The sequence below is a fragment of the Hyphomicrobium sp. B1 genome, from assembly GCF_049532635.1.
Classification (GTDB): Bacteria; Pseudomonadota; Alphaproteobacteria; order Rhizobiales; family Hyphomicrobiaceae; genus Hyphomicrobium_B.
The window spans coordinates 3094011-3106620 of record NZ_CP134871.1 but is presented as its reverse complement, the minus strand read 5'-3'; the positions used below and the strand labels follow the sequence as shown (position 1 = coordinate 3106620).

11 protein-coding genes and 1 pseudogene are annotated in these 12610 nt (G+C 60.7%); 7 read left to right on the top strand and 5 right to left on the bottom strand.

The window, feature by feature from the left end; translation table 11 throughout:
- The first annotated feature begins 121 nt into the window (after window positions 1-121).
- The 4 genes from RLW55_RS14845 to RLW55_RS14830 all read left to right on the top strand — a co-directional run bounded on the left by RLW55_RS14845 (window position 122) and on the right by RLW55_RS14830 (window position 3375).
- On the top strand, window positions 122-1237 hold the full coding sequence (locus RLW55_RS14845; RefSeq protein ID WP_423414586.1) for a WD40/YVTN/BNR-like repeat-containing protein: 1116 nt from the start codon (window positions 122-124) through the stop codon (window positions 1235-1237).
- Window positions 1234-1530 carry a MoaD/ThiS family protein gene (locus RLW55_RS14840; RefSeq protein ID WP_414462812.1) on the top strand — a complete coding sequence of 99 codons (297 nt, stop codon included), beginning with the start codon at window positions 1234-1236 and terminating at the stop codon, window positions 1528-1530. Before RLW55_RS14845 ends, RLW55_RS14840 begins: the two co-directional genes overlap by 4 nt.
- A 158-nt stretch (window positions 1531-1688) precedes the next feature.
- Entirely contained in the window at window positions 1689-1928 is a 240-nt protein-coding gene (locus RLW55_RS14835; RefSeq protein ID WP_414462813.1) for a hypothetical protein, read from the top strand.
- Window positions 1929-2091: 163 nt separating this feature from the next.
- Window positions 2092-3375 (top strand): cystathionine gamma-synthase family protein, encoded by a 1284-nt coding sequence (locus RLW55_RS14830; RefSeq protein ID WP_409560003.1) that lies wholly within the window; start codon window positions 2092-2094, stop codon window positions 3373-3375.
- A gap of 25 nt (window positions 3376-3400) precedes the next feature.
- Here the strand turns inward: RLW55_RS14830 and cimA are convergent, their stop codons facing one another.
- Both cimA and RLW55_RS14820 read right to left on the bottom strand, forming a co-directional pair.
- Window positions 3401-5032, bottom strand: a complete 1632-nt coding sequence (gene cimA, locus RLW55_RS14825) for a citramalate synthase (protein ID WP_423414585.1) — start codon at window positions 5030-5032, stop codon at window positions 3401-3403.
- Entirely contained in the window at window positions 5029-5538 is a 510-nt protein-coding gene (locus tag RLW55_RS14820; RefSeq protein WP_423414584.1) for a GNAT family N-acetyltransferase, read from the bottom strand. The genes cimA and RLW55_RS14820 overlap by 4 nt, the downstream gene beginning before the upstream one ends.
- A 299-nt stretch (window positions 5539-5837) precedes the next feature.
- Here RLW55_RS14820 and RLW55_RS14815 point away from each other — a divergent pair, with 299 nt between their 5' ends.
- Complete coding sequence (locus tag RLW55_RS14815; protein WP_414462817.1) at window positions 5838-6275, top strand: nuclear transport factor 2 family protein; 438 nt, start codon at window positions 5838-5840, stop codon at window positions 6273-6275.
- Between the two features lie 39 nt (window positions 6276-6314).
- Here RLW55_RS14815 and RLW55_RS14810 read toward each other — a convergent pair whose 3' ends face one another.
- On the bottom strand, window positions 6315-7151 hold the full coding sequence (locus tag RLW55_RS14810; protein ID WP_409560007.1) for a helix-turn-helix transcriptional regulator: 837 nt from the start codon (window positions 7149-7151) through the stop codon (window positions 6315-6317).
- Window positions 7152-7241: 90 nt separating this feature from the next.
- Here RLW55_RS14810 and RLW55_RS14805 point away from each other — a divergent pair.
- Window positions 7242-8133: pseudogene (locus RLW55_RS14805) on the top strand (SDR family oxidoreductase).
- Between the two features lie 140 nt (window positions 8134-8273).
- Here RLW55_RS14805 and RLW55_RS14800 read toward each other — a convergent pair.
- On the bottom strand, window positions 8274-9431 hold the full coding sequence (locus RLW55_RS14800) for a hypothetical protein (RefSeq protein WP_423414583.1): 1158 nt from the start codon (window positions 9429-9431) through the stop codon (window positions 8274-8276).
- 168 nt (window positions 9432-9599) lie between these two features.
- Window positions 9600-11009: a cysteine--tRNA ligase gene (gene cysS / locus RLW55_RS14795; RefSeq protein ID WP_423416417.1), complete on the bottom strand. Its 1410-nt coding sequence runs from the start codon at window positions 11007-11009 to the stop codon at window positions 9600-9602.
- A gap of 258 nt (window positions 11010-11267) precedes the next feature.
- Between cysS and RLW55_RS14790 the strand changes: the two genes are divergently transcribed.
- Entirely contained in the window at window positions 11268-12554 is a 1287-nt protein-coding gene (locus RLW55_RS14790; protein ID WP_423414582.1) for a DUF2865 domain-containing protein, read from the top strand.
- Window positions 12555-12610 lie beyond the last annotated feature (56 nt).

Sequence of the window (12610 nt, the reverse complement as noted above, 5' to 3'; positions counted from 1 at the left end):
TTTTTGCGATGCCCTGTCGGAATGGACGGCAGCCGTTCGTCTTGAAGTGGACGGCGACCGAAAAAAGGCCTTCAGTCGGGGCCACAAAGCGGATCGCCGGACAACGAGAACGGGAGGCGACATGACGAGCGTTCGATTGCTGGTTGGTACGCGGAAAGGGGCATTCGTTCTGACGGCCGATGGCGCGCGCAAAAATTGGGACGTCAGCGGGCCACATTTCGCGGGCTGGGAAATCTACCATCTCAAAGGCTCGCCTGCCGATCCGAACCGCATCTATGCATCGCAATCGAGCGGCTGGTTCGGACAGCAAATCCAGCGATCCGACGACGGCGGCAAGACATGGGAAGCCGTCGATAATTCGTTCGCCTACGACGGCGTTCCCGGCACGCACCAATGGTATGACGGGACACCGCATCCGTGGGAGTTCAAGCGGGTCTGGCACATCGAGCCGTCACTCGCAGATCCCGATACGGTCTATGCGGGCGTGGAAGATGCGGCGCTGTTTCAGTCGAAGGACGGCGGCAAATCGTGGGCGGAGCTTTCCGGCCTGCGCGGCCACGGCTCGGGTCCGCATTGGCAGCCCGGTGCGGGCGGCATGTGCCTGCATACCATTCTGCTCGACCCGAAAGATCCGCAGCGCATGTTCATCGCCATCTCGGCGGCCGGCGCGTTTCGAACAGACGACGGCGGCGCAACGTGGCGGCCGATCAATCGAGGCTTGAAATCGGAATTCATGCCCGATCCGACAGCGGAAGTCGGGCATTGCGTCCATCGCCTGGCAATGCATCCGACGCGGCCCGAGGTGCTTTACATGCAGAAGCATTGGGACGTGATGCGCTCGGACGATGCGGGCAACTCGTGGCACGAGGTCAGTGGCAATCTGCCAACCGATTTCGGCTTCGTCATCGATGTTCACGCGCACGAACCCGAGACGATCTACGTGGTCCCCATCAAGAGCGACGCTGAGCATTTTCCAATAGATGGCCAGCTCCAGGTGTGGAGGAGCAGAACGGGCGGCAACGATTGGGAAGCGCTGACCAACGGCCTGCCGCAGTCCAACTGCTATGTGAACGTTCTTCGCGATGCGATGTGCGTCGATACGCTGGACTCGTGCGGCGTGTATTTCGGAACGACTGGCGGACAAGTTTACGGTTCGGCCGACGCCGGCGATACGTGGAGCACGATCGTTCGCGATCTGCCGGCTGTGCTTTCCGTCGAGGTGCAAACGCTGACATGATCCGTGTCGTCTTACCGTCGCATCTGAAGAAGCACGCCAGCATCAACGGCGAGGTGGTCGTTGAAGTCGATGCGCCGGTTACGCAGCGGGCACTGCTTGATGCGCTGGAGAAAACGTATCCTGTGCTGCGGGGAACGATACGGGATCAGGGCACTCAGAAGCGGCGCCCGTTTCTGCGGTTTTTCGCATGCCAGCGGGATCTTTCGCACGATGCTCCGGATGCGCCATTGCCCGACGACGTCGTGCGGGGAGCGCAACCGTTTCTCATCGTCGGCGCGATTGCGGGAGGTTGAATTTTTGTGGTAACCGGCGACTCCCCTGCGGGAAGCCGGCCGCCAGGCACGGGGCACGGGCATGTTGCGTCGTTCTTGCCCGACCGCCGTCAAACGTCGCGACCTCGACACATTCGCGCGGCATGGCGTGGGGTTCGCAGATGAATTAGGGTTCCCCCATGCGCAGAGCACTCCGTATCGTCGTCATCACTTTCGTGGCGTTCGTTATTTTCTTCGGTCAGCGCTGGTATAGTTACGTGACGAACAAGACGAGCCCGTACGATGAGACGGGCATTCAGATCAACAGCGCGCTCCCCGCGCCGCTCCGTAAATGGGGTTGCGATAAGCTGCACGCGAACTTTCCCAACGCACTGCCGCCCGCGGGATGCCAGGCGGAAGACGGCAAGAGCTGGATGTAGGCTTGCAGCGCGCGCTTTAGCTGACCGGCAATACCAAAACATCGCGCCTCGTTTGACTCCTCCCCGCTCAAAGACAAACATACTGTCTTTTCGTTGAATCGCGTCTCGGATTGCGAATCTTAAGCGCCTTGCGATCCCGGCCGCCAACCCGAGGCCGCACGTCATGGCTCCTCCGCGCCCGTCTAAAACCCATATCGGCAAGCACAAACTTCACCCCGAAACCTTGATGCTTGGGTATGGCTACGATCCGCTTCTGTCGGAAGGCGCGGTCAAGCCGCCGGTGTTCCTGACCTCGACGTTCGTGTTCAAATCGGCGGAAGAAGGCCGCGATTTCTTTCATTACGTTGCGGGCCGAAAGCAGCCGCCAAAAGGGACGTCGGCGGGCCTCGTCTATTCGCGCTTCAACCATCCCAACAGCGAGATCGTGGAGGAACGTCTCGCGGTCTACGAGGAAGCGGACGCGTGCATCTTGTTCTCGTCGGGCATGTCCGCCATCTCGACGACGGTGCTGGCCTTTGCGCGGCCTGGCGACGTCATCGTCCACTCGCAGCCGCTTTATGGCGGCACAGAAACGCTTCTGTCGCGGACGCTTGAACCTTTAGGCATTCGTGCGGTCGGCTTTGCCAATGGCGTGGATGAAGCAAGCGTGCGCGCGGCCGTTGCACTTGCGCAAACGAAGGGGCGCATTGCGCTCTTCCTGATCGAAACGCCGTCAAATCCGCTGAATACGCTGGTCGATATCGCGCTCGTCAAGCGCATTGCGGAGGAAACGTCAAAGCAGCAAGGGCATCGCGCCATTCTCATTTGCGACAACACGCTCCTAGGACCACTATTTCAAAAACCCTTGGCGCTCGGAGCGGACTTGTCGATCTACTCTCTGACGAAGTACGTCGGTGGCCATTCCGATCTCATTGCCGGCGCCGTTCTTGGCGGCACGGAACTGACCCGCCCCGTAAAACTTTTGCGCGGCGCGATCGGAACGCAACTCGATCCGCATTCCTGCTGGATGCTTGGCCGTTCGCTCGAAACGCTGGAACTTCGCATGGAGCGTGCCAACAGAAATGCGACGGCCGTCGCTAAGTTTCTACGCGATCATCCGGCGGTTACCAAAGTCCACTATCTGGCTTTCCTCGAACCCCGAACGAAGCAGCATCGCGTCTTCAAAACACAATGCAAAGCCGCAGGCTCGACATTCTCATTCGACATTGCCGGCGGCGAGCGCCAAGCCTTTCAGTTTTTGAACCGGCTGGAAATTTTCAAGCTCGCGGTTAGCTTGGGTGGCACGGAATCGCTGGCATGCCATCCCGCTTCGACGACGCACTCCGGCGTCCCGGCCGACGTTCGCGCAGCCATCGGCGTCTCTGAAGGAACGATCCGGCTTTCAATCGGGATTGAGCATCCTGACGACCTAGTTGCCGATCTCACGCAAGCGCTTTCGGCAGTCTAGGTGACAGCGCTTGCAGCGAAGGCGGTCATCCTGCAACGGCGTTGTCGCGCAGGAGCTTGTAGTTGATGCTATCGAGCAGTGCTTCGAAGCTGGCGTCGATGATGTTGGGCGAGACGCCGACGGTGGTCCAGCGCTCACCGGTTTCCATGTCGAGGCTTTCGACGAGAACGCGCGTGACGGACGCGGTACCGCCATCGCGCGTCTGCGTGAGGATGCGAACCTTGTAATCGACAAGCTCGACATTCTCGATGTGCTTCTGATAGCGACCGAGGTCGTTGCGCAACGCCTTATCGAGGGCGTTCACCGGACCATTCCCCTCGCCGACCGACACCAGCGCCGCGTCGTCACCCGCAATCGAAACGGTGACCACAGCCTGTGAAACTGTGCCGTTGCCGTTGCGGGCTCTGGAGCGCTCTTCCTTGCGCTCGACCGTTACGCGGAAATTATCGACCGAGAAATAGCGAGGCACGGTCGCGAGCGCGCGCCGGGCCAGAAGCTCGAACGAGGCTTCGGCGGCTTCGTATGAATAGCCTTGATCCTCGCGCGCCTTCACCTCGTCCAGCAGCGCCTGCACGCGCGTGTCGTCCTTATCGGAGGGCAGGCCGAGGCGTTCGAGCGCCGACGTCAGCGACGAGCGCCCGCCTTGCTTCGAGACGAGGATGCGCCGTTCGTTGCCGACGCTCTCGGGCGGAACGTGCTCATAGGTCTCTGGCGCTTTCAGAAGCGCCGACGCGTGAATGCCGGCCTTGGTCGCGAAGGCGCTTTCGCCGACATACGGCGCGTGGCGGTTCGGCGCTTCGTTCAAAAGCTCGTCGAGAACGCGGCTCGCATGCGTCAGCGTGCGCAGCTTCTCCGGCGTGACGCCGGTTTCGAAGTATTCCGCGAACTCGCTTTTCAAGAGCAGCGTCGGAATGATGGACGTCAAGTTGGCATTGCCGCAGCGCTCGCCGAGGCCGTTCAACGTGCCCTGGATCTGACGGCAGCCTGCGCGGACCGCCATCAGCGTGTTAGCGACGGCATTTTCGGTGTCGTTATGCGTATGGATGCCGAGGTGCGATCCCGGCACGTGCTTGGCGACATCGGCGACGATGCGCTCAACCTCATGCGGGAGCGTGCCGCCGTTGGTATCGCACAGCACCACCCAGCGCGCACCGGCATCGTAGGCGGTTTTGGCGACGGAGATGGCGTAGTCGCGGTTTGACTTGTAGCCGTCGAAGAAATGCTCGCAGTCGATCATGGCTTCGCGCTGCGTCTCGACGACGGCGCGCACCGATTGATCAACGGCTTCGAGATTTTCCTCGTTCGTGATGCCGAGCGCGACGCGAACCTGATAGTCCGACGATTTGGCGACGAGGCAGATGCTGTCGGCTGCCGACTGCAAGACTGCCTGGAAGCCAGGATCGTTCGAGACCGACCGCCCTGCCCGCTTCGTCATGCCGAACGCGGTGAAGCGCGCCGAATTAAAATTCGGACGTGACGTGAACAGGTCCGTATCGGTCGTGTTGGCGCCTGGATAGCCGCCTTCGATATAATCGATGCCGAGGTCGTCGAGCACGCGCATCAGCCGGCGCTTGTCTTCGAGCGAGAAGTCGACGCCCGTCGTCTGCGCGCCGTCACGCAGCGTCGTATCGAAAAGATAAAGGCGTTCCTTGCTCATGACGGTTCGGTCGTTTTCTTCGGTTGGCTCTCGGCGAGCCGCTTTATCATGGTCGTGTTGGAAAGCCACTGGTCGTCGCGCGGAACAGAATTGCGCTGCGTCGCGACGTAGCCACGGCTTTCGAAGAAGGGCACGGCCGTGTCGCTTGCGTCGACCGTGACAGCCTCGGCGCCCCTGGCGCCTGCGATCTTCTCCAGCGCATCGGCCAGCGCGGTGCCAACCCCCTCGCCTGCGTAGTCGGGATGCACGTAGAGCATGTCGATGGTTTTATTGTCCTTAAGGGACCCGAAACCCAGATATTCACCGTCGAGTTGGACGACAAGTGTCAAGGCCGCCGCCAAGCGGGCGCGGAATTCGGCGGCATCTTCGGCGCTGGCGGCCCAAGCGAGCCTCTGATCTTCGTCATAGTCATCGACCGTCAGCTCGTCGATGGACTGGGCGAAAAGATCGCGCAGTGCCATCGCATCGGCGGGCAGGAAGGGGCGGAGCGGGTATTCGTTGGACATGGCTGCGTCTGAGGGTAAACGTCTGGGCTAAATAAACCGGCGCGGACCGGCGTTAACCGGCCTTCTCTGGTGTCGCCAGGGCTTATGGGATGCTGCGATGGGCCTAACCCCATGCGGGGGCCGATGCAAGCCCCCTGTTGACCTCCTTCCGTGCCATATTTTTCGCTCTTCCGCCGAGCCATTACCCTCGGAATAACCAAAAATCGCCGCCGTAATTCCTTTGACGTTGTCGAGTGCCTGCCCGAAACTGTCGGTACGGACTAACCGTGCACACAGCGGGCCTTTGAATAGACCGACGAATGTCGCTGAACTTCGCAACGGCAAAAGCCATCATTGATGAGGCGCACCGCGCCTGGAGCGCCGGCGATATCGAGGGTGTCCTCCGCACCTATGCCGATGATCTATGGTTTCAGCGCAATGCAGTCGACAGCACCTCTCCCCCTCTGGTCATCCAGGGCAAGGACGCCATGGGCGTTTTCCTAAGAGACATCAACGCAAAGGCCACCGGCATGGCGGTGGTTGAAGCTTTTCAATTTCACGCCGGTATAGGACGTTCGCGCGTCTCCTATTTCCTGAAAGATAGAGAAACGGGACAAAGTCATTCTGGCACATATCGTCAGATCGTGATGTTTCGCGGCATGCAGATCTCGCGGTTGGAGCAGTTTCATGACGCTGCCCGCCTCACGGCATTTTTCCGGCTGATTGACGGAGTGCCGCATCACGAAGGCCGCTCGTAGGCCTAGGTCGTCACCCGAAAAGCACACAGGCTTTAGGATTCAACCGCCGGCCGAACGGATCAAAGACTTTACCCGCTCGGCGTCTTCGGGCGTTGCGGGGTTGTATACGATCATTCCAAGATCAGGGCGGCAATCGACGGCAAATGCCGAATATTCGAAACTGACGGTGCCGAGAACCGGATGCCGGAGCTTCTTCATTCCGCCCCCGTAGTTGCGCACATCGTTGTCGCGCCATAGCCGTGCGAAATCCGGGCTCGACTGGCAAAGCTCATCGACCAGTGCACTCACGCGCGCAGTCGCGCCTATCCGCGCCACGTCCGCCCTGAAAACGCCCACGATGAACCGCGCGACGCTCTCCCAATCGTACTGCACCGAGCGAACTTGAGGATCGCTAAAGACGACGCGCAAGAGGTTGCGCTTCTCCGGCGGGAGCTTGCCATAGTCGGTCAGGACGGTTGCGAACGCGCGGTTCCAGGCGACGACATCCCACATCGCGTTCTTGATCATCGCGGGACTGATCTCGAAAGCGTCGACCACGCGCTGCAGACGCGGTGTGATGCTTTCATCTTCCTTGATATGCACCTCCGGCGGGCGACCGAGGCCCAGAATGAACAGATGCTCGCGCTCGGCGTCCGTCAGCATCAGCGCACGTGCGATACGGTCGAGCACGTCGGCAGATGGCGCACCGCCGCGCCCCTGCTCTAGCCACGTGTACCAAGTGGCGCTGACGTTGGCGCGCTGTGCCACCTCCTCGCGCCTGAGTCCTGGCGTGCGCCTGCGCACGAGCGGCAAGCCGAACGATGCGGGATCGAGCTTCGTCCGGCGATCTCGCAGGTAAGCGCCGAGCGCGCTTTCTTTGGTGTCCGACAGGCTCATCGTATTAGTAATTATACCCGTATAAACTCACGTCTTTACCGGCATCGACGCTAGCACAAGATAGCCTCCGACGTAACTAAGGAGGATGTCATGCGTGTTTTTGTGACCGGCGCCACGGGCTTCGTCGGATCTGCCGTCGTCAAAGAATTGCTCGGAGCCGGACATCAGGTGCTGGGCTTGGCGCGCTCAGATGATGCGGCGGCGGCGCTAGCTGCTGCGGGTGGCGATGTGCACCGTGGCGACCTGCAAGATCTCGATAGTCTTAAAGTCGGCGCTCGCGAGACCGATGGGACAATCCACTGCGCATTCATCCATGATTTCGCGAAATTCGCGGAGAACGGACAGATCGACAAGCGCGCCATCGAAGCGATGGGGGATGCACTCGAAGGCACGAATAAGCCTTTCATCGTCACATCGGGAACGGGGTTGATCGCTCCTGGCGTGGTCGTCACCGAAGACATGAGGCGTGAGGCCGGCCTTCACATACCGCGCGTCTCTGAACAGGCAGGACTGGCTTACGCGCCGCGCGGCGCACGGGCGATGGCGATACGCCTTCCCCAAGTGCATGGCGCCAAAGGAAAGGCCGGTTTGATTTCTTATCTCGTTGAAAGCGCGCGCCAGAAAGGCGTGGCTGCTTTATGTCGGCGACGGGAGCCAACGGTGGTCAGCGGCGCACGTCTTGGATGTGGCCCGCGTCTATAAGCTCGCGTTGGAGAAAGGGACGGCGGACAGCATATATCACGCCGTCAGCGAGGAAGGCGTGCCTATGCTTAATGTCATGGAGATCGTCGCTCGCGCCGTAGGCGTGCCTCTGCTGTCGATCAAGAAAGAAGAAGCCGGCGAATATTTCGGCCCGCTCGCGATGTTCGCCGGTCTCGACATGCCGGCATCCAGTGCTCTGACGCAGCAGCGGCTTGGGTGGACGCCCAAAGAGATCGGGCTCATCGCCGACATTGGGCAGCCGGGGTATTTCGCGGGTTGAGGTGATTTGTCTTTGTCGTCGGGCGTGTCTTCCGTACGCCCGACGGCCGCTCAGCGGGTCCCGTCCAGGGAGCCCATTCGCCCTTATATTCAGCGACTATCGCGCGCCGAATTCGGAGCGACCGTTCGGCTCACCTTCAATCAAGCGCCGCGGGCTTCGAACGGCGCTAACAGCCGTTGTTTCGTTACCTGGAGAGCCTGTTTCAACTTCCGCCGAGTGTTGCGAAGCCGTCTTTTCCGGTACGCCCGAGCCCCCCCGACTGCATGCGAGGTGCCATCCTCAGACGTTCTTTCCGCCATGCGCGTGATCGTAGCGACCAAAGCCTGGATGACCTCGGCCTCTTGCAGGGCCGTGACGCTATTTGGCTCGGGGTCGGCGGGATTGTCCTGCGGAAACCATTTGCGTGACAGCCGACCGTCGAAATATCGCCTGTTGAGTTCTTGCGTGACCTCGCTGAACCGCGCTTTGATCGCGTTGGATTCGTGCTTGCTCAGCAGGCGCCCGAGCGGCTCACCTTCGGGGATAAATTCCGTGACCAAAACTCGAATGCATTGCGCCCGCCGCCAACCGTCCGCGCACTCGCTGAACTTCGGCAGGGCTTCATTAAGGTGGCGAAGAACTTCAAGGCGTTGCAAATCGAGTGAGATATTCCGGTCGTCATCGAGCAGCGGATCTGTGATCTCCACGCCGAGTTGCTCGCAGAAATCCCGCCGAATATCGCCATCTGCCATTTGCGTCCTGTCATACTCTCGCACGATCAAGTTGCTTCTGCCGAAAGCTTCCGCCCATAAATCGAGTGTCTGCAAATGGTTGAAGAAACGAGCCTGAGGCAAAATCTGGTCGGCGCTGAACCTGTGATGACTCCCGTTCCGAATGCTCTCGGACCACGACGCCAAAGCCAGCTCCGACGGCTCACGTGCGTAAAAAACAATCTTGATGTCGTCCGTCGGCAGCGCGTCGCGCAGCTTTTGAAGTTGCTGCAGCCGCGTGATGCGCGATGAGAAATGCTCGCACGACAGAATAAGATTGCCGTTCGCCGCGCGTGCGCTTTGCGCTAGATGCGCCAGCACCGACGGTAGCATGGGTTGGCGTTTGGCAGAGACGAACTCGACCTCGCCGTCGATGAGAGCGCCGGCAACGGGAAAATGCGCATCGTGCTCGAAGCAGATGTCATTCGACGCACAAGGGTAAAAGAAGCCCGCTTGCTTTAGAAGCGCGGCATTCCGTGTCAAAAAACGCTGCAGTGTCGTGGAACCGGTCTTCTCTCCACCGATATGCAAAATTGCGCGTTTGATCATGGGGCCCCCCCAACCATTCCAGGCTGAGGCAGCGAGAGAGCTATGTCAAATGGCCTATATCTGCCATCCACATTTGGTGGGCAGCCTATATCAAACGTGCATTATCCGCCTGAGGTTATTGACAGTCATTGATAGCCGACGTCGATGATTCGATTCGGGTGCAGTCACCTAGCGAGCAACTTCCCAGGTGGTTTCGATCTCCCCGGTGTCCTTGTTTTTCGCGTCTTTCAGCGTGATGCCCATGCGAGCGAGTTCATCGCGGATACGGTCCGATTCCTTGAAGTCCTTACGCTTGCGGGCTTCGAGGCGCGCTACGATTAGCGGCTCGATGGTCGCCGCAACAGCCTGAGCGCTTTCTGCCGCGCGTGCGTCGGCGGCCTTCAATGAGGAGCCGTCGAAGCCCAAGAGTCCTAGCGCGGCGCCGAGCCCCTTCACATCTTTGGCGGCCGCAAGCCCGTGCAGTTCTGCAATGGCCTTCGGCGTGTTGAGATCGTCTTCGAGCGCTTCGAGAACGGCGGGCGGAATCACATTGCGATTGTTGGTATCGATGACCTCGAGTGCAAACCAAGCAGTGAGAATTTTCTGGCTCTCTCCCAGGCCTTTCTTCGTCCAGTCGATCGGCTGGCGATAGTGCGTGCGCAGCATATTGAGCCGCAGCACTTCGCCCGGCCAACCGTCATTCAACAGCTCGCGGATGGTGATGAAGTTGCCGAGGCTCTTCGACATCTTCTCGCCTTCGACCTGCAGAAAGCCGTTGTGCATCCAGACATTCGCCATTACCGGCGTGCCGTGCGCGCAGCGCGACTGCGCGATTTCGTTTTCGTGGTGTGGGAACGTCAAATCGATGCCGCCGCCGTGAATGTCGAACACAGGGCCGAGCAACGCGCCGGACATCGCCGAGCACTCGATGTGCCAGCCGGGACGGCCCGGCGTTTTGATACCGGCGGGCGACGGCCATGCCGGTTCGCCAGGCTTTGACGGCTTCCACAGCACGAAGTCCATCGGCCCCTTCTTATAGGGCGCGACCTCGACGCGGGCGCCGGCCTCCATCTCGTCGAGCGAACGGTTCGAGAGGCGGCCGTAGTCCGGCATCGAGGCGACATCGAACAGGACGTGATCTTCGGCGACGTAGGCGTGGCCGTTCTTCACCAGCGTCTCGATGATCGAGACCATGTCCTCGCCGCCTTCGGGACGGCGGATGTATTCGGTCGCGCGCGGTTCGTACGTCGGCGGCAAAACGCCGAGTGCGTCGATATCCTTGTGAAACTGATCTTCCGTTGCCTGCGTGACTTTGCGGATCGCATCGTTCAGCGGCAGATCAGGGTAATCGCGCGCGGCGCGAGCGTTGATCTTGTCGTCGACGTCGGTGATGTTGCGGACGTAAGTCACGTGGCCCGCCCCGAAAATATAGCGGAGCAGCCGGAACAGCAGGTCGAACACGATGACCGGGCGGGCATTGCCGATGTGGGCGTAGTCGTAGACCGTTGGGCCGCAGACGTACATACGGACATTATTCGGATCGATCGGCTCGAACGCGGCCTTCTGCCGGGTCAATGTGTTGTAAAGTTTCAGCGCCAAAGCCGGACCTCGTCCATCGTCATTCATGATTTCCGCAGTATGCCATAGCTGCACGGCACGGGGATAAGTCTGCCGCCGGGCCTTATCCGCTCCTTTCCACATCCGTCAAGCTGCTGAAACCGCTTGTAAAACGTGGAATGTCTCAATTGCTCCCAATTGACCCGCTAGCAAATCGCTGCTTAGGGTCCGGAATGCGTGATTTTTGAGCGCCTTCGAGCGTTGCGCGCGCATACCGTCTAGGGGACGTTGGGAGCAGGCGTGAGCCAAGGAAGTCCAATCAACACGACCGTTCGCCGGCTGGCGCTTGCACTTGCCGCCGCGGCAATTGCCTTGCTTTTCGTCTCGGAAGTAGCCTCGGCCCAGAGCTGGTGGCCGTTCGGCGGCGGCGGCGGTGACGACCGGCAGGACGGCGGCGACCGTCCGCCCGTACCGCAGGAGCCTGTCTACCGGGAACCTCCGCCCGCCCCCATGCCTCCGCCGCAAGGGCAGCCTCCTGCCGCTTATCCGTCCGCTCCGCCGCAACCCGGCTATCCGGCCGCCCCGCCCCAGGCCGGCGTTCCCGTGCAGCCCAGCGCGCCGCCGCAATCTTCGGCATCGAGCTATCGCAACCCGATCTGTCTGCAGCTTGAGCAGCGGCTTGTGCAGGAGAACAAGAAAAACGGCCAGTCGCAGGCCGATCTGCCTCGCATCGAAGGCGAAATTCGCCAGCTCGAAACCACCGTCGACCAGACGCAAGCGCGGCTCGATCGCGGCTGCTACGAATACTTTCTGTTCACGAAGTCGCTGAAGAACATCCCGCAGTGTAAGGACCTTGCCCGGCAGGTCGACAATTCGAAGCGGCGGCTCTCCGATCTCGATGCGCAGCGGCAAGATATCCTCGGCTCGTCTGGCCGGTCGTATCAGGACGACATCATCCGCGAGCTTGCGCGCAATAACTGCGGCGCAAATTACTCTGCAATGGCCCGGCGCGAAGACGGCAACACCGGCGGCATGTGGGAAGATGAAGAGTCAAGCGGCGGCAATACCTGGAACCCGCGCGCTGCAAACGGCGCGCAAACGTATCGCACGCTGTGCGTTCGCCTGTGCGACGGCTTCTATTTTCCGGTGAGCTTCTCGACGCTGCCCAGCCATTTCGATCATGACGCGGACGTCTGCTCGTCGCACTGCGCGGCGCCGTCGGAGTTGTTCTATTATCCCAATCCCGGCGGGACCGTCGAACAAGCGGTCGCGATGAAAGATCAGGAACCGTACACGAAGCTCAAGTTCGCGTTCCGGTATCGCAAGGAATACGTCAACGGCTGCTCGTGCAAGGCGGCCGACTATACCCCCGCCGATGGCGACAAGAGGGTTGAAGGCGCCCTACAGACGCTTCAAGGACAGCACCGGGCTGATGCGGCTACGTCGCAACAGCCGATGACAACGGGGGCCGCCGCCGTTCAGAGCGAAACGCTCCCGGATGCGGGCGGACAACCGCAGGCGCAGCCGCAAACCGCTCCGTCCATCGGCGCCGGCGGCTGGCAGACCGAAGCCCAGCCGCAGCAGTAACTTTCGTCATCCTCGGCCGAGCACGGCGCAACCGTGTCGAGAGCCGGGGATGATGA

Bases quoted from the DNA above. Each gene is read 5' to 3' on its own strand.
- RLW55_RS14820 (WP_423414584.1), bottom strand. From the start codon at position 5,538: ATGTCCAACGAATACCCGCTCCGCCCCTTCCTGCCCGCCGATGCGATG.
- RLW55_RS14815 (WP_414462817.1), top strand. From the start codon at position 5,838: ATGTCGCTGAACTTCGCAACGGCAAAAGCCATCATTGATGAGGCGCAC.
- RLW55_RS14800 (WP_423414583.1), bottom strand. From the start codon at position 9,431: ATGATCAAACGCGCAATTTTGCATATCGGTGGAGAGAAGACCGGTTCC.
- RLW55_RS14810 (WP_409560007.1), bottom strand. From the start codon at position 7,151: ATGAGCCTGTCGGACACCAAAGAAAGCGCGCTCGGCGCTTACCTGCGA.
- RLW55_RS14830 (WP_409560003.1), top strand. From the start codon at position 2,092: ATGGCTCCTCCGCGCCCGTCTAAAACCCATATCGGCAAGCACAAACTT.
- RLW55_RS14845 (WP_423414586.1), top strand. From the start codon at position 122: ATGACGAGCGTTCGATTGCTGGTTGGTACGCGGAAAGGGGCATTCGTT.
- RLW55_RS14840 (WP_414462812.1), top strand. From the start codon at position 1,234: ATGATCCGTGTCGTCTTACCGTCGCATCTGAAGAAGCACGCCAGCATC.
- cimA (WP_423414585.1), bottom strand. From the start codon at position 5,032: ATGAGCAAGGAACGCCTTTATCTTTTCGATACGACGCTGCGTGACGGC.
- RLW55_RS14835 (WP_414462813.1), top strand. From the start codon at position 1,689: ATGCGCAGAGCACTCCGTATCGTCGTCATCACTTTCGTGGCGTTCGTT.